Source organism: Flagellimonas meridianipacifica (assembly GCF_003001695.1).
GTDB classification, from domain to species: Bacteria; Bacteroidota; Bacteroidia; order Flavobacteriales; family Flavobacteriaceae; genus Flagellimonas; species Flagellimonas meridianipacifica.
Genome location: NZ_PVYX01000002.1, coordinates 110,879 through 128,165 on the forward strand (window position 1 = coordinate 110,879; position 17,287 = coordinate 128,165).

Sequence of the window (17,287 nt, forward strand, 5' to 3'; positions counted from 1 at the left end):
AACAACATTAGTCCAATATGGCATTACTTAATTTTCAGAAGCCCGATAAAGTTATAATGATAGATTCAACAGATTTCGAAGGGAAATTTGAATTTCGCCCTTTGGAACCTGGTTATGGATTAACTGTTGGAAATGCATTGCGCAGAGTTTTGCTTTCCTCTTTAGAGGGTTTTGCCATCACCTCAGTTCGTATTGATGGTGTTGAGCATGAGTTTTCTGTTATTCCAGGTGTAGTGGAAGACGTAACAGAAATTATATTGAATCTGAAACAAGTACGTTTCAAAAGACAGATTGATGATGTTGAAAGCGAAACCGTATCAGTTTCAGTAAGTGGAAAAGAACAATTGACCGCTGGTGATTTCCAGAAGTTTATCTCTGGTTATCAAGTGTTGAACCCGGATTTGGTCATTTGTAATATGGACCCCAAAGTGAGCATCAACTTGGAGGTCATCATAGAAAAAGGACGTGGATATGTTCCTGCTGAAGAGAACAAAAAATCCAATGCTCCTCTAGGGAGTATCGCTGTTGATTCAGTATATACACCTGTAAAGAATGTAAAATACAGCATTGAGAACTTCAGGGTAGAGCAAAAGACCGATTATGAAAAGTTGGTTTTTGAAATCGTAACTGATGGTTCCATTCACCCAAAAGACGCTTTGACAGAGGCAGCGAAGGTGTTAATTCACCACTTCATGTTGTTCTCTGATGAGCGCATCACTTTGGAAGCTGACGAAATTGCACAGACAGAAACTTATGATGAAGAGTCATTGCACATGCGTCAGTTGTTGAAGACCAAGTTGGTTGACATGGACTTGTCAGTACGTGCCTTGAACTGTTTGAAAGCTGCTGAAGTGGATACTTTAGGTGACTTGGTTTCTTTCAACAAGAACGATTTGATGAAGTTCAGAAACTTCGGTAAAAAATCATTGACCGAATTGGAGGAGTTGGTAATCAACAAAGGCCTTCAGTTTGGAATGGACTTGTCCAAATACAAATTAGACAAAGATTAAGTAATCATATTTTGCTCCCCAAAAGAATGGGTCTTGTAGCAAGATGATAAAACAAAGACAATGAGACACGGAAAAAAATTCAACCATTTAGGAAGAACGGCAGCGCACAGAAAAGCGATGTTGGCTAACATGGCCTGTTCTTTGATTGAGCACAAGCGTATCAACACTACCGTTGCCAAAGCCAAAGCGCTTAAGCAGTTTGTTGAACCGCTTATTACAAAATCAAAAACAGAGAATAACCAAACGGCTGAAAAAGGTATGCACAACCGAAGAGTTGTTTTTAGCAACTTGAGAAATAAGCATGCGGTTACTGAGCTTTTTAGCACTGTTGCGGAAAAGGTTGGAGATAGACCAGGTGGATATACCCGTATCATCAAATTGGGGAACCGACTTGGGGATAACGCAGACATGGCGCTGATTGAATTGGTTGACTTCAACGAATTATACAACGCCGGTAAACCTACCAAGAAGAAAACTACTCGAAGAAGTAGAAGAGGAGGAGGCAAAAAGGTTGAAGCTGCGGCTCCGGTTGTTGAAACCAAAGCAGACGATTCAGAAGAATAATAACTATGTTATTAACTATTGGAATAGTAGAAAAAGGATACGTGAAAACGTATCCTTTTTTTATGTTCTTTTGTGAAATTGAAATTTTTTAACTGACTATGAAATACCACTCAAAAAAGAAAGCACTCATATTATTGGCAGACGGAACTATTTTTTACGGGAAGTCTGTAGGAAAGAAAGAAGGAACCGCTGTAGGCGAAGTTTGTTTTAATACGGGGATGACCGGATATCAGGAAATATTCACGGACCCTTCGTATTATGGACAGCTAATGGTGACCACCAACGCCCATATCGGAAACTACGGTACTATGAGTGATGAAGTGGAGTCCGATGGCACCAAGATTGCCGGATTGATTTGCAAAAACTTTAGCTACGAATTTTCGCGGCCAGGTGCGGATATGAGCCTTCTGGAGTTCTTGGACAAAAACGATTTATTTGCCATTTCGGATGTAGATACTCGTGCTTTGGTCAGTTACATTCGGGACAATGGTGCTATGAATGCTTTGATTTCTACCCGGGTGGATGAAATAGATGCGCTTAAAGAAGAGCTGAAACAAGTCCCAAGCATGGAAGGTTTGGAACTTTCTTCCAAGGTATCTACCAAAGAGCCCTACTATTACGGTGACGAAAATGCGGAAATAAAAATCTCTGCCTTAGACATTGGCATTAAAAAGAACATTTTGCGTAATCTGGCCAAGCGAGGAGCCTATATTAAAGTATTCCCATACAATACCGCATTTTCTGAAATGAAGAAGTGGAACCCTGATGGATACTTTATTTCCAACGGTCCTGGTGACCCAGAACCACTTAGCGATGCAATTGAAGCAGCCAAGGAAATGATTCAGTCCGATAAGCCTTTGTTTGGAATTTGTTTGGGCCATCAAGTGTTGGCCTTGGCGAATGGGGTGTCTACATATAAAATGTACAACGGGCATAGGGGAATCAATCATCCTATATTAAACCTGGTAACTGGGAAAGGGGAAATCACTTCGCAGAATCATGGTTTTGCCATTAACAGGGAAGAAACCGAGGCAAACAAAGACTTGGAAATAACACACGTACATTTAAATGACAACACCGTTGCTGGTATCAAAATGAAGGACAAGGATGTATTTTCCGTACAATATCACCCGGAAGCAAGTCCCGGGCCTCATGATGCCGAATACTTATTCGACCAGTTTTTTGAGGTGATTCAAACTGGACGTAACTAAAACGATGTAGTTTATTTTTAGGTTATGATGAGGGCTTTATTCCAATTAAAATAAAGCCTAAAAGACTGTCTTTTCATATCTTAGCCGAATTAATTTCAACAAACCAATTTGCTTTAATATGAGTATTATCATCAACATTCATGCAAGACAGATATTAGATTCACGAGGTAACCCTACGGTAGAAGTGGATGTAACCACAGAAAACGGAATAATGGGGAGGGCGGCTGTACCTTCAGGCGCTTCAACTGGTGAACACGAAGCAGTTGAATTACGAGATGGAGGAGACTCTTTTATGGGTAAAGGTGTAAGCAAAGCCGTGAGCAATGTCAACACGATTATTGCCGAAGAATTGGTGGGAACTTCCGTATTTGAGCAAAACTATATAGATGCAACCATGATTGATTTGGATGGTACTCCAAACAAATCAAAATTGGGCGCCAATGCCATTTTGGGAGTTTCTTTGGCGGTGGCCAAAGCTGCTGCTGAAGAATTAGGCATGCCATTGTATCGCTATGTAGGGGGTGTAAGTGCAAATACTTTGCCTGTTCCTATGATGAACATTATAAATGGAGGCTCTCACTCTGATGCCCCAATAGCATTCCAAGAGTTTATGGTAATGCCCGTAAAGGCAAAAGATTTCAGCCACTCCATGCAAATGGGAACTGAGATTTTCCATAACCTTAAAAAAGTACTGCATGATAGAGGTCTGAGTACAGCTGTTGGAGATGAAGGTGGTTTTGCGCCTACCTTGGAAGGTGGAACTGAAGATGCTTTGGATACCATTACAAAAGCTGTGGATAAAGCCGGGTATAAATTGGGGGATGATGTTATGATAGCTTTGGATTGTGCTTCCGCGGAATTTTATGTGGATGGCAAATATGACTATACTAAATTCGAAGGAGATAAGGGTGTGGTAAGAACATCCGAAGAACAAGCGCAATATTTGGCTGACCTTTGTGCAAAATATCCTATAATCTCCATTGAGGATGGCATGGATGAGAACGACTGGGACGGTTGGAAGATGTTAACTGACAAAGTTGGGGATAAAGTTCAGTTGGTAGGTGATGACCTTTTTGTGACCAATGTAGAGCGTCTTTCTCGAGGAATTGAAAACGGCATTGCCAATTCTATCCTAATTAAAGTAAACCAGATAGGAACATTGACCGAGACTATTGACGCCGTTAACATGGCCAAAAATGCCGGATATACTTCAGTAATGTCCCACCGTTCCGGTGAAACTGAGGACAACACCATTGCAGATTTAGCTGTAGCCTTGAATACTGGACAAATTAAGACGGGTTCTGCGTCAAGAAGTGACCGTATGGCCAAATACAACCAATTACTTCGTATTGAGGAAGAATTGGGAGGAACTGCCTACTATCCACAGGAAAAAGCCTTTAAAGTAAAAGCATAATGTTTTTTTATCATTGTAAAAGCCTTTCTAACCACGGAAAGGCTTTTTTTTGCTCTAATGAATAAGTTTAGGTAACTTAAACTCAAAACCTAAACCACCTAACCTAAGTACCCCTAATGAACAATTTTCTTTTTGTTTCTGCGGAAAATGATGCCATTCCAGATTGCAAGGCAGGAGGAATGGGTGATGTGGTCCGTGATGTTCCTCGGCAAATTTCGGAACATGGCGATAAGGTTCATGTTGTAGTACCGTCCTATGGAAGATTACATCAAGATGGTATTTTTAAAACAAGTCTGTATTTCAATTTACGCGGGATGGGTTATGCGGCGGAACTCTATGAGGTAAAACCCAAAAAAGAGTTCCCGAACATTATCCATTATGTGATTCATCATCCTGAGATTGAAGCAGGAGATATTGCTCATATTTACCATAATGACCCTGAAGAACCCTTTTATACCGATGCGGTTAAGTATTTCATTTTTTGTACCGCAGTGGCGGAAGCAGTGAAACGCGGTGCTTTTGGGGATTTGGATGTCATACATTTGCATGATTGGCACTCTAGTTTACTATTGTTTCTTCGGGAATACCATGAGGAATATACTGTTTTGAAAGACATTCGGTTTGTCTATAGCATACACAATTTGGCTATCCAAGGTATACGTCCGTTTGGGGACAACTATTCTTCTGTAGAAAATTGGTTTCCTAATGTACGGTTTGATTATGACGCTCTTAAAGACTACCGATATACGGATTGTATCAACCTTATGGCGGTTGGTATTCGGTTTGCCGATTCCGTACATACCGTCTCACCATCTTATAAACAGGATGTGCTCAAACCCAGCTCACCTCCAGAATTTATTGGAGGAGAAGGCTTGGAATTGGATTTGCAGAAGGCCAATGAAGAAGGTCGGCTTATAGGTATCCTGAATGGGTGCAACTACAAAAACATCAACCAAGAAGAAAAAGGCTTTATTTATCGCAATACGGTAAAGGCCCTCTTCGGTTGGTTGCAGATGGAAGACAAGAAATACAAAGCGGACTTTTTGGCCCACACGGGCGAAAAGATTATGGAATATGTGGGCAACAGACCCAAATTCATTGCTTCCAGTGTGGCTCGCTTGACCGAACAGAAGTTCTATTTCTTTATGCGTTCTCCCGAAGCGTTTGTAGAAATCCTGAAAAAGCTGGAAAAAGTTGATGGAATTTTTATGCTTTTAGGTACCGGCGCTCCGGAATATGAGGAGTTGTTCAGACAATTGAGCTATGAGCACAAAAACTTCATTTTTACAAACGGTCAATCGGAAAACCTTATTGATTCCATTTATTTGGAGTCCGATTTATACTTTATGCCCAGCCTTTTTGAACCTTGTGGGATAAGCCAAATGCTATCCATGCGTAATGGTAACCCATGTTTGGTACATCATACGGGAGGCCTAAAGGATACCGTAAGCCACATGAAAACGGGCTTCACTTTCGATGGGGATACCTATGACGAGAAAATAAAGAACATGTTAGCTGCTTTTGATACGGCTTTGGATGTCTTCTCCAATGACAAGGAGAAATGGAAGAAAATTCAGGCCAATGCAAAACGGAAGCGGTTTACTTGGAAAAAGTCAGTGGACAAATATTACGAATTGCTCTATAATCTAGAGTAGAAATCAGGTATAAATTTCTAGTGTTTGCCTATCTGTTAAGAAGGATATAAATAGCATCGGGAAATTGTTAATGCCTTTGCTTTTTCGTAATTTTGCGCCTCTATTCTAATAATCTTTTAAAAATTTCAATGTCGGATAAAGCAACACTTCAATATGCTGGCAACAGCTACGAATTTCCAGTTACAAAGGGTAGTGAAAACGAATTGGCCATAGATATCAAAACTTTAAGGTCTGCAAGTGGTATGGTAACCATTGATCCTGGGTACAAGAACACCGGGTCTTGTGAGAGCGCCATTACCTTTTTGGATGGCGAGAAAGGTATCTTGAGATATCGCGGCTATTCCATAGAGGACTTGGCCGAAAAGGCTGATTTTCTTGAAGTGGCCTACCTACTTATTTTTGGCGAATTGCCCAATAAGGAACAGTTGGAAAAGTTTCATCACGACATTAAAGAAGAAGCGGATGTGGATGAGGAAATGAAAAAGATTTTAGAAGCTTTTCCAAAAGCAGCGCATCCCATGGGAGTTTTATCCTCAATGACCAGTGCTTTAGTGGCATTCAATCCGGTTTCTGTGGATGTTTCTTCAGAGCAGGCCATGTATCATTCCATTGTACGCATTTTGGCCAAGTTTCCAGTTTTAGTGGCATGGACACAACGTAAGAAAAAGGGACTTCCGTTAAATTATGGAGACGATACCTTGGGCTATGTGGAGAACTTCCATAAAATGATGTTCAAGAGACCGAACAAAGAATATGTAAAGGACCAAATTGCCATCGATGCAATTGATAAACTATTGATTTTACATGCGGATCACGAACAAAACTGTTCTACCTCCACTGTACGAATCGTTGGCTCCTCGCATGCAGGGCTTTTTGCTTCACTCTCTGCGGGTATTTCTGCACTTTGGGGACCTCTGCACGGTGGTGCCAACCAAGCGGTATTGGAGATGCTTCAAGCGATTGAAGCTGACGGTGGAGACACTAAAAAATACATGGCCAAAGCAAAAGATAAGAACGACCCATTCCGTTTGATGGGCTTTGGGCATAGAGTCTATAAAAACTTTGACCCCCGAGCGCGAATCATTAAAAAAGCGGCGGATGAAGTACTGGGTAATTTAGGGATTGAAGACCCTATTTTGGATATTGCTAAAGGTCTGGAAAAGGAAGCTTTGGAAGACGAGTACTTCGTACAGCGTAAACTGTACCCGAATGTGGATTTCTACTCTGGAATCATTTACCGCGCTTTAGGAATACCTACTGAGATGTTCACGGTAATGTTTGCTCTGGGAAGACTTCCAGGATGGATTGCACAATGGAGAGAGATGCGTTTACGTGGTGAACCCATAGGAAGGCCAAGACAGATTTACATTGGTGAAAATCACAGACCTTTCGTAGAGGTTAGCAAACGATAAAGAATAGAAGATTGTACCAAATAGAAAAAACGCCCTCAAAGGGCGTTTTTTGGTTTATAGGTTCGCTAAACTGTTTTGTGAACTCTCGTTTAGCATTTTGTCCTTTTCGTAGCAAGCCTCCATTATTTTTAAATGATAGTAAGTAAGGAAAGATGAACTTTCAGAAGACAAGATGAGCTCTTTACATCTTCTGAATTCGTCGTGCAAAAAGCTATGCGCATCAATGGCGTTCAAATTATGAATTGTTGAATCCAGGGATGTTTGATACTTCCTTATTTGGCCATCCAGCTTAGAAAGGTTTTTACCCACTGGCAATCTATTTTCTCGCTTTAAGAACGCTTTTATGGTAATTAGAGACTCTTTTTGAATGCAATCCTCATATTTGGTAATTGATACGGATATCGTTTCCGGTGCTTTGGAAGCCACCCCTAAAGAGAAGGGATTGGCACGATTGGCATTCATATGTAAAAGAAACACACAGCTCAATGCAACTATGGGGAGAACTATTATTAATCGCTTCATCTTGAAATCATTATCCTCCTAAATGTAGTAAAATCTGGGAATGGAGCTGCATTTTTTGTCAGAAAAAAGAGTAAAATCATTTATATTTAACTATTTACTAATCAGATAGTTAAATGAAAAAAGAAAGCCTTGAAGAGGTTAGGGGATACACTTAAATGAAGGTGTTGTTTTTTTATTTCCTTCTTGGGGAAAATCAAACGTAAAACACTAGATTTGCCCCTAAAATTATAAGGTTTTTCTTTTCTGTTCTAGGAAGTTTTAACCATTCAAACTCACCTTGCACTTATGATGAAGCTCCACATAATTGATGAAACGGCACCCTTGAAGGCAGTGGTTTTAGGTACTGCAGAAAGTTGCGGACCTGCACCAAAACCTGAGGAAGCGTATGATCCAAAATCTTTGGAGCATATTCTGAATGGCACCTACCCTAAAGAAGCCGATATGGTAAAGGAGATGGATGCTTTTGCTGCAGTTTTTGAGCAACATGGTGTGAAATTGTTCCGCCCAGAGGTTATCCAAGACTGTAACCAAATCTTTTCGCGAGATATCGCTTTTGTAATTGAGGATAAACTGTTCCATTCCAATATTTTACCTGATAGGGAACGCGAGTTTGAAGCAATCGGACCAATTTTGGAACAGATAGACCCTAATAAAATTATCCGCCCCCCAGAAGAAGTGCATATAGAAGGTGGTGATGTAATGCCATGGAATGACTACATTTTTGTGGGCACCTATACCGGAGAGGACTATCCGGACTATATCACGGCAAGGACTAATAAAGAGGCTGTGGAATACCTTAGGGAACTTTTCCCGCACAAAACCGTAAAGTCTTTTGAGTTGAGAAAATCCAATACTAATGCAAAGGAAAACGCCCTTCATTTGGATTGTTGTTTTCAACCTGTTGGGAAGGATAAGGCCATTTTACACAAAAATGGATTTTTAGTGGAGGAAGAGTATCAATGGTTGGTGGATTACTTCGGCAAGGAAAACACTTTTGAAATTGATAAAGAGGAGATGTACCAAATGTTTAGCAATGTGTTTTCCATTTCACCAGAAGTAGTAGTCTCAGAACAGAATTTCACCCGATTGAACAATTGGCTGCGGGACCAAGGATTTACCGTTGAAGAAATCCCATATGCCGAGATTGCCAAGCAAGAAGGGCTTTTACGTTGCAGTACCTTACCCCTTATCCGCGAATACTAGATGAACATGCAGATTACCAATACCATTTTAATGATTCGTCCTGTTGCGTTTCGTATGAACGAGCAGACCGCCGTGAACAACTATTTCCAAGAGACCCTTGAGATTACCAACGCCGAAATCAATAAAAAGGCCCAGCAGGAATTTGACACTTTTGTGGAAGTACTCCGAAGCCATGGCGTAGAGGTGATTGTGATAGAGGATACCAAAGAACCGGATACACCAGATTCCATTTTTCCCAACAACTGGGTATCTTTCCATGCCACTGGTACGGTTGCGGTGTACCCCATGTTTGCTAAAAACCGCAGACTGGAACGTCGGGAAGAGATTTTTGAGGTATTAGAACAACATGATTTTCGAATAGATGATATTTTGGACTATACCTCTGCCGAAGAGGAAGGGTTATTTTTGGAGGGTACCGGTAGTATCCTAAAAGATCGTGTACACCAAAAGGCCTATTGTGCCCTCTCCGAACGTGCGGATGAAGAACTTTTTATTGAATTCTGTGAGGATTTTGATTGTTTCCCGGTACTTTTTACAGCGAACCAGACTGTAGAAGGAGAACGAAAACCCATTTACCATACCAACGTAATGATGGCCATGGCGGAGACCTTTGCCGTGATTTGTTTGGATAGCATAGACGATAAAAAGGAGCGTAAAAACGTGGTAGAGCACCTAAAAAAAGATGGAAAACAGGTCATTCCCATCACTGAGGCCCAAATGCATGCCTTTGCTGGGAATATGTTACAGGTAATTGGTGCCAACGACCAACGCCTAATGGTCATGAGCACCCAAGCCTACAATAGCTTGCGTCAAGACCAGATTGATGCCATAACCGAATATTGTAAGATTGTGCACAGCCCATTGGATACCATTGAAACCTGTGGAGGTGGCTCTGCCCGTTGTATGATGGCTGAGGTGTTTTTGCCTAGAAATGACTGAATCCTAAATTATGCTTTCAGAAAAACGAGAATTACGAAGTCGTTTACAAAAGGAAGAAGTACTTCAAGTTCTACGTGAAAATGTTCAGCCTAAACGAACTATGGAAGAGCGGTTCCGTCGAAAAAAACCGACAAAATACTTTGAAGGTACATTTGAGGGCAACCGTTTTGAAATCCAGAGAGCTATCAACCATAGGAATTCCTTTCTTCCTAAAATATATTGCAGTTTGGAAGAAACTAGCTCAGGGACTAAGGTCTACCTGAAATTCCAAATGCTGATTTTTGTGATTGTTTTTATGGCCATTTGGCTGGGTATGGTAAGCTTATTTTTGGTTTTTTCCATAATCTCCTACAGCACAGGGGATGCCGAAGCTATTTTTTTGGCAATACCGGGAGCCATGTTTTTGTTCGGCATAGGTTTAGTATATTTTGCGTACACCTATGAGCGAAACAAGGCTTTTACCGAATTGAAGCGACTGCTCAAAGCCCAAGAAGTTACGTCACGCTGAACTGGTTTAGGGGTCTTTTCTTTTCTTGTGTCATTTCGAAATAACACTTGCATAGTTTAATGCCTAAGTTCCTTGACGATTCCATGTAACGCACTCACCACGTCCTGCACTTCTCTTTTTAGAAAAGTATCTTCTTCTAGATAAAAGAGCATTTCTATGCCAAATTCAATACATGGGTCAATTTTTCCGGTGAACCGTAGGTATCTTCAATCCAGTTTTTTAGAATATCTTCTTTTAACATAGTGTTTTCATATCGAGCAATAAAAGGCTTATTTTAGAAAGCTTAAATGTCATTAATGACAACTTTATGGAAAAAACTGTATTCAAGAATGAAACTTTTCATGTCCTTCTTGTAGTTGCACTAAGCTTATTTATTTGTTGGAACCTTTATACTCTTGTGTTAGTAAAAAATTACTTCACTATTGTCCCACTATTGGTACAAGCGATTGTGCTCGCTTTTGTATTGACAAGGGATAAAGGCGCTAAAATGGCCATAAAAGTATGGTCCATTTTATTAATTATTGGCCCAGGTTTATCCATTTTAGGAAAGACTATTAAGATTTTTTTTGAAGAAGATATTGTAAGCTTAATTGGGCCATTATTCCTCCAAATAGTACTCCTTGTGATAGGATTGACAATTTATCACTATAATGATACTACCGTTAATGTTGAAATAGTGGAAGAAGGAGATAAAACTACTCCTCCTCAACCGTAAACTCGCGTATGGCTTGGTTCGGTTCCATAATCGTATATCCTTCCCAAAACTCGGGATTATAGGCTGGCATATAGGTGGCTTTCACGCTTTTGTCTTCTTTTAGACTTTCAAACTGGCTGTTGTCTATCAGAGTATTGTTGTAGACCACTAGTTCCCATTTGTTGGTATTGGCCATTCGAAAGTCAATGTTGAGCCTAAGCTCATTCTGCTTACGGCGACCTTTTACATTTTTGTTCTTTTCAATCACATCCAAAGGGCGGTCAAACCGGAACCAACGTCCAAAACTAAAGTCCACAAACTTAAGTTCGTATTTATTGTTGGGCAGTTTGGCAAAGCGCATGGTGCCCCTATACACCGTTTCGCGATAATAAATCCCCAAAAGCCTGAAATTACGCAGGTTTTTCAGGTTTTCGAAGTCAATCTGCATAATGGCAAAGTCCTCAATGTTCACATAGAGTTTGCCTCTAAAATCGGCACTACCCTTAGGTTCAAAACCAATCACGTAGACCCCGTTCTCGTCAATATCGGCGTAACCATCCAGCGTGAACTTGTACTTTCGGCTTTTGTCAATCACATTGAGCTTGCTGTCTTCGGCGTAGTATACTTCGCTCAACAGTTCTTTAAATATGCGTTTTTGGCCATCCACCAAACCAGAAACGGTATCCTTTCCCAATTCCCTTTCAAGTTCTTTGGCTTCCTCGGCCTCTATATCGGATAAAATGGAATCCACCTGCACTTTTTGGCTGAAAAGACCAGACTTTATCTTTAGATATGAGTCTTTCTTTACGTTCTGTTTGAACATGGCCTCCATACGTTTGCCTAAGTCTTCAAAGGAGCCAATGTCCTTTTTGTCGTACAGTTCTGCAGCGCGCAATACCTCGGCCTTGTATTCGCCTTTGTTTTTATAAAAGTCCCCCAAAGCTTCGGTATAATGGTAGGAGTTTCGGGGAATGACCCCAGCAATACTGTCAATAAGCTCTTTGTCCAATTCTTCAATGGATGATTTTTCAAAGCCTAAATCCACTTTGTGGATGTTTCCAAAAATGGATTGTCTTAAGAAGTAGCGCTGTTTTACGGGCTGGTCGTTGGTGTTTTGAGGTAAGCGTTCCTTTACTTTTCTCATGATATCGTCCACCTCGAGTTCCTTATCAAAAAGATAGACCCCGCTCAGTTCAATATTTTTGGGTTTTACCACCACAACCGAATCCTCAAGCTGCTCAAGGGTAAATCCGATTTTTTCATAACCTAAGGAAGATATGTACACAGAATCTATGGTGAGGGAATCTTTTTCTAAGATAAAGCTAAAGCGGCCCTCCTCGTTGGTAATCACCCCTTGATTCTCCCCATACTGAACAGTAGCGTAGGGAATGCCTTTTTTTGTTTTGGCGTCAATAAGTCTTGAGCTTACGTTTTGGGCCAATAATACCGGCATGGTAACAAAAGCTATTACAAAAAAGACAAGGGGTTTATGTGTGCACATAGGGTTGTTTTTGGCTATCATCAACATAAAGACATCAAAAGTAGGCAAAGGGTTGCCTCTCCTTAGACGATTTTAACTTGATTTTATAACAGAAATGAGCCTAAAATATTTTAAGAATTCGCCAAGTTGCGAATCATGCCACCAAAAATGAAGAAGTGAAAGGGAAGCACGCTGTACCAATACAATCGCCCTTTTAGACCTTTGGGACGGAAAGTGGCTGTTTGGTGCAAGACTTTGTTGTCGTCTATATGGAATTCCAACCATGCTTCTCCCGGTAAACGCATTTCAGCAAAGAGCAGCAGGCGTTTCTTTTTTTTATCGGCCAAAAGCACGCGCCAGAAATCCAATGCGTCTCCCGGAAAGATTTTATCCGGATGGGTACGACCTCTTCGCAAACCCGGTCCGCCATTAAGTTTGTCCAGAAACCCTCGAATTTTCCAGAGCCAACCGCCATAATACCAACCTGTTTCCCCGCCGATTTTCCAGATATTTTCCAAGGTTTTATGCTCGTCTTCCACCTTTAGCGTCTGCACATCTTTCAACACGCCAAACTTGGGTACTTGAATGTACTTTTCCAGATTCTTATTGAAGTTACCACTCACCATGCTGTCCTTCCAACTGCTCACCACGGAATTTTGTTCTATTTTTTTGAAGGCCATATCAATGGCCTCTTTGTAAGTGTGGGGTTGGATGCCCAAAAGGTCTTGAAGGCGCGTGTCCTCGGCAATGACCTCAATTTTCATACTATCCACTAAGTTCAGGGCCAACTTGTAGGAGGTTGATGTTACAAAATAGAGCCAATACGAAGAAAGCTTTGGAGTCATTACAGGAACCGTATATATCCAATTTTTGAAACCCCGGGACTCTGCATACTGATGGAGCATTTCCTTGTAGGTGAGGACATCTGGTCCGGCTATGTCAAAGGAATCGTCATAGGTTTTTTCATTGCCCAAAACGCCCAACATGAATTTGATAACATCCCGAATAGCAATAGGTTGGGTTTTGGTCAAGACCCATTTTGGGGTAACCATAAGGGGCAGTTTTTCACAGAGATCACGAATAATCTCAAAAGAAGAACTTCCGGAGCCTACGATAATTCCAGCACGTAGAACCGTTAATGAAAAAGGCCCCTCTTGGAGGATGGTTTCCACATTTTTTCTGGACCACAGGTGCTTGGACAGGTTTTTATCATTCACAATGCCACTGAGATAAATCACTTGTTTGATGTTGGTTTCCTTCACGTACTCATTGAAGTTTCTGGCGGCCTGGGCTTCCAGTTCATCAAAATTCTTGGTGGTCACTGTCATCAAGTGAATCAGAAAATAAGCGACATCAATGTTCTTTGGAAGTTTATTTGGAACTACCTCCTGAAGGAAATCGATTTCAACGACTTCTATTTTTTTGCGGGTTTCCCTATCAACAGATAATCGTGTCTCATCCCGTACGGCACATACAACTTCGTGACCCATTTCAAGAAGTTTGGGCAACAATCGCATACCGATATAGCCGTTAGCACCTGTGAGGAGGATTTTCATAGGTCTTCGATTGAAGTAGGCGCATTGTCCGCCTTATAATCCAGTAACTTTTTAAAGTATTTCTGAATGGCCTTGGTGTCCGATTTTACTTTTATGAAATACTGGTCGCGATAAATAGAGTACACTGCAAAATCACCTTTGTAAATGGTCAATTTGTAATAGGGAATGACCAAACCATAGGTTTCCAGCAAAGAACGGAATCGGACTATGATGCCTTTTGGTCGCATTTCAATATTGCATGTGTTCAAGTTATTGTCCAAAATCAGTAGATTTTGGATTTCCAGGCTGGTTTCGGTAATGTTCAGTTTCGGGGAGCCAATCCCGCCTAAAGCAAAACGTTCTTTGAGGGTAAAGGGCTTACCTACTTCAGCATCAATTTTTTGCGTGATTTTTTTGTCGTTGTAAGAGACGTTTAGAAGCATGTTTAAAATTAACCAAAATCGACCGGTTTACTATGGGTAAAGCCCATTATTCTTGGTGGAAACGGACAAAAAATATGTAGTTTTGCTGCCTCAAAACGAGTTTTATGGATTTACAGCCCTTGTTGGTAGAAAAGGTGAAGCAAGCCGTAGCAAAGTTATATGGTGTTGAAGTTCCATCTGTGGAATTTCAACCCACAAGAAAAGACTTTGAAGGAGATATTACCGTGGTCATTTTTCCTATGCTTCGCTATGTAAAGGACAATCCAGTTGAGATAGGGACGAAGATTGGCGAGTATTTACAGGAACATGTAGCGGAAATCAGCAAATACAACGTGGTCAAGGGCTTTTTGAATCTTGTGGTTTCAGATGTGTATTATTTGAATTTCTTCAATACTATAAAAGATAAAGCCGCCTATGGCTTTGCCATGCCCAATAGCAAGGATGCCATTATGGTGGAATATTCTTCGCCCAATACAAACAAGCCACTTCATTTGGGACATATCCGAAACAACTTGTTGGGGTATTCGGTTGCAGAAATATTGAAAGCCTCTGGACATAAGGTGTACAAAACCCAAATTGTGAATGACAGAGGTATTCATATCTGTAAAAGTATGTTGGCATGGCAACGTTTTGGTAATGGGGAAACCCCTGAAAGCTCTGGGTTAAAGAGCGATCATTTGGTCGGGAAATACTATGTGGCGTTCGATAAAGCATATAAAGCCGAGATAGAAGAGTTGGTTGCTGAAGGAAAGGATAAAAAAGAAGCGGAAAAAACCGCCCCTATTCTATTGGAGGCTCAGACCATGCTTCGAAAATGGGAAGCTGGGGAAGAAGAAGTGGTTAAACTTTGGAAGCTGATGAATGGTTGGGTATATGAAGGTTTCGATACCACATATAACAACCTCGGAGTGGATTTTGACAAGTTGTACTACGAAAGTGATACCTATCTGTTAGGAAAGGATGTTGTGGATGAGGGTCTGCAAAAAGGGGTTTTCTTTAGAAAAGACGATGGGAGCGTATGGATAGATTTAAGTGATGAGGGATTGGATGAAAAGATTGTACTTCGTGCAGATGGTACGGCGGTATATATGACCCAAGATATTGGCACTGCAATTCAAAGGGTAACGGATTTTCCAGATGTAAACGGGATGGTATATACCGTAGGGAATGAGCAGGATTATCACTTTAAGGTCCTGTTTTTGATTCTGAAGAAACTTGGTTATTCCTGGGCAGAACAATTATACCATCTAAGCTACGGTATGGTGGATTTGCCAAGTGGTAAAATGAAGAGTAGGGAGGGTACGGTGGTAGATGCCGATGACCTGATTCAGAATATGGAAGAGACTGCTGGCGAAATTTCCAAAGAACTGGGAAAACTGGATGGCTATTCCGACGAAGAGAAGCAAAAACTATATAGAACTATTGGGCTAGGTGCGCTCAAGTATTATATCCTAAAGGTAGACCCTAAAAAAAGGATTCTTTTCAATCCAGAGGAGTCAGTGGATTTTCAAGGAAACACTGGGCCTTTTATTCAATACACCTATGCCAGAATCCAATCGATTCTTCGTAAGGCAGATTTTGATGTCTCGACTGCGCTCGACATGACTTTTGAATTACATGAAAAAGAGAAAGAATTGTTGAAGCAAATTCAACTTTTCCCTGAAACCCTTCAATTGGCGGCTGAAAACTATAGTCCGGCTTTAATCGCCAATTATGTGTATGATTTAGTCAAAGAGTTTAACTCCTTCTATCAACAAGTCACCATTTTGGGTGAATCGGATTCAGTGAAGAAACAATTCCGAGTACAACTTTCAAAGAAAGTGGGCGAGATTATCCAATCTGCATTTAAACTATTGGGGATAAACGTTCCCGAAAGGATGTAAAAAAAAGCCATGTGGTATCCACATGGCTTTTTCCATAACCAACTAAATTAACTATGGATTTGTTTTATGCTGCTGCTGCCTCTTCCGACTTTGTTGCTGTAACGGCAAGATTATAAACAACCAGACCAAATCCAATTTTGTTAATGGCGTCTCCAATGTTGTAGACAACATCAAGAGCTAATCCGCCAAAAATACCTTCATACCAACCTGGGGTACCGGCCATATATCCGATTGGATAAATTGCCCATCCCACTAGCACAAACCAACATAATGTTTTGTGTGCTTGCAATACGGCTCCTCCTGCTTCTTGAGCGAGTTTCTTCGCCTTTCCTAACCAGATATCATATACAATAACGAAGTATGCGATACCGGAGATAAGACCCCAAATTTGTGCTTGGTCTCTGTAAACTGCTTCTCCGAAATAACCAGTTACTAACATAATCACAGAAAGGAAAATAAGTCTCCACATCAATGACTTTTTAGCACCTGCTACCTTGAGAATAAGATAGAACTCAACGCACATTAACGGTACCGTAAGTACCCAGTCCACATAACGGAAAAAAGTGGGCGATTCGCCATTGGCAGCCCAGTAATCACGCATGTACCAGTAGTGTACCGCGGCGATAAATGTGATTATACCGGATACTAAAATTGAAGCCCTCCATTTACGGTCAAAGCCATTCATGGATAAAAAGAAAAAGGCCGAAGCGGCCATCATGGCCATACATCCAACAAAGAACGTAAAGCCTACATAATCATCGGTAGCGATTTTAGCCACCATAGGTAAATTGAATAAATTTTCCATATATATATT

16 protein-coding genes are annotated in these 17,287 nt (G+C 40.8%); 11 read left to right on the top strand and 5 right to left on the bottom strand.

Features of this window, described 5'->3' with window-relative positions:
* Window positions 1-17 precede the first annotated feature (17 nt).
* The 6 genes from CLV81_RS10400 to CLV81_RS10425 all read left to right on the top strand — a co-directional run bounded on the left by CLV81_RS10400 (window position 18) and on the right by CLV81_RS10425 (window position 7,266).
* Complete coding sequence (locus tag CLV81_RS10400; protein ID WP_106145073.1) at window positions 18-1,010, top strand: DNA-directed RNA polymerase subunit alpha; 993 nt, start codon at window positions 18-20, stop codon at window positions 1,008-1,010.
* A 60-nt stretch (window positions 1,011-1,070) separates the two neighbouring features.
* Window positions 1,071-1,574 (top strand): 50S ribosomal protein L17, encoded by a 504-nt coding sequence (gene rplQ, locus CLV81_RS10405; RefSeq protein ID WP_106145074.1) that lies wholly within the window; start codon window positions 1,071-1,073, stop codon window positions 1,572-1,574.
* Window positions 1,575-1,672: 98 nt separating this feature from the next.
* A complete protein-coding gene (gene carA / locus CLV81_RS10410; RefSeq protein WP_106145075.1) occupies window positions 1,673-2,785 on the top strand; it encodes a glutamine-hydrolyzing carbamoyl-phosphate synthase small subunit in 1,113 nt (370 codons plus the stop codon).
* Window positions 2,786-2,903: 118 nt separating this feature from the next.
* On the top strand, window positions 2,904-4,199 hold the full coding sequence (gene eno / locus CLV81_RS10415; protein WP_106145076.1) for a phosphopyruvate hydratase: 1,296 nt from the start codon (window positions 2,904-2,906) through the stop codon (window positions 4,197-4,199).
* Between the two features lie 116 nt (window positions 4,200-4,315).
* Window positions 4,316-5,854, top strand: a complete 1,539-nt coding sequence (locus CLV81_RS10420) for a glycogen synthase (RefSeq protein ID WP_106145077.1) — start codon at window positions 4,316-4,318, stop codon at window positions 5,852-5,854.
* 128 nt (window positions 5,855-5,982) lie between these two features.
* Window positions 5,983-7,266, top strand: a complete 1,284-nt coding sequence (locus tag CLV81_RS10425) for a citrate synthase (RefSeq protein ID WP_106145078.1) — start codon at window positions 5,983-5,985, stop codon at window positions 7,264-7,266.
* A 54-nt stretch (window positions 7,267-7,320) separates the two neighbouring features.
* Here CLV81_RS10425 and CLV81_RS10430 read toward each other — a convergent pair whose 3' ends face one another.
* Window positions 7,321-7,788, bottom strand: coding sequence for a hypothetical protein (locus CLV81_RS10430; protein ID WP_146129879.1), 468 nt, complete (start codon window positions 7,786-7,788; stop codon window positions 7,321-7,323).
* A gap of 285 nt (window positions 7,789-8,073) precedes the next feature.
* Here CLV81_RS10430 and CLV81_RS10435 point away from each other — a divergent pair, with 285 nt between their 5' ends.
* The 4 genes from CLV81_RS10435 (at window position 8,074) to CLV81_RS10450 (ending at window position 11,153) form a co-directional block, all read left to right on the top strand.
* Window positions 8,074-8,991: a dimethylarginine dimethylaminohydrolase family protein gene (locus CLV81_RS10435; RefSeq protein ID WP_106145080.1), complete on the top strand. Its 918-nt coding sequence runs from the start codon at window positions 8,074-8,076 to the stop codon at window positions 8,989-8,991.
* Between the two features lie 6 nt (window positions 8,992-8,997).
* A complete protein-coding gene (ctlX, locus tag CLV81_RS10440; protein ID WP_417935425.1) occupies window positions 8,998-9,930 on the top strand; it encodes a citrulline utilization hydrolase CtlX in 933 nt (310 codons plus the stop codon).
* Between the two features lie 10 nt (window positions 9,931-9,940).
* On the top strand, window positions 9,941-10,438 hold the full coding sequence (locus CLV81_RS10445) for a hypothetical protein (RefSeq protein WP_106145082.1): 498 nt from the start codon (window positions 9,941-9,943) through the stop codon (window positions 10,436-10,438).
* 307 nt (window positions 10,439-10,745) lie between these two features.
* Entirely contained in the window at window positions 10,746-11,153 is a 408-nt protein-coding gene (locus CLV81_RS10450; protein WP_106145083.1) for a hypothetical protein, read from the top strand.
* Here the strand turns inward: CLV81_RS10450 and CLV81_RS10455 are convergent.
* The 3 genes from CLV81_RS10455 to CLV81_RS10465 all read right to left on the bottom strand — a co-directional run bounded on the left by CLV81_RS10455 (window position 11,134) and on the right by CLV81_RS10465 (window position 14,590).
* Window positions 11,134-12,633 (bottom strand): peptidase associated/transthyretin-like domain-containing protein, encoded by a 1,500-nt coding sequence (locus CLV81_RS10455; RefSeq protein WP_106147459.1) that lies wholly within the window; start codon window positions 12,631-12,633, stop codon window positions 11,134-11,136. The two genes, CLV81_RS10450 and CLV81_RS10455, sit on opposite strands and share 20 nt — an antisense overlap.
* 110 nt (window positions 12,634-12,743) lie before the next feature.
* A complete protein-coding gene (locus tag CLV81_RS10460) occupies window positions 12,744-14,168 on the bottom strand; it encodes an SDR family oxidoreductase (RefSeq protein WP_106145084.1) in 1,425 nt (474 codons plus the stop codon).
* The gene (locus CLV81_RS10465; RefSeq protein WP_106145085.1) at window positions 14,165-14,590 is read right to left on the bottom strand and encodes a hypothetical protein; all 426 of its coding nucleotides are present in this window, start codon (window positions 14,588-14,590) and stop codon (window positions 14,165-14,167) included. Before CLV81_RS10465 ends, CLV81_RS10460 begins: the two co-directional genes overlap by 4 nt.
* 104 nt (window positions 14,591-14,694) lie before the next feature.
* Between CLV81_RS10465 and argS the strand changes: the two genes are divergently transcribed.
* Window positions 14,695-16,473, top strand: coding sequence for an arginine--tRNA ligase (gene argS / locus CLV81_RS10470; RefSeq protein WP_106145086.1), 1,779 nt, complete (start codon window positions 14,695-14,697; stop codon window positions 16,471-16,473).
* A 64-nt stretch (window positions 16,474-16,537) separates the two neighbouring features.
* Here argS and CLV81_RS10475 read toward each other — a convergent pair whose 3' ends face one another.
* Window positions 16,538-17,278, bottom strand: a complete 741-nt coding sequence (locus CLV81_RS10475) for a bacteriorhodopsin-like (protein WP_106145087.1) — start codon at window positions 17,276-17,278, stop codon at window positions 16,538-16,540.
* Window positions 17,279-17,287: the final 9 nt, after the last annotated feature.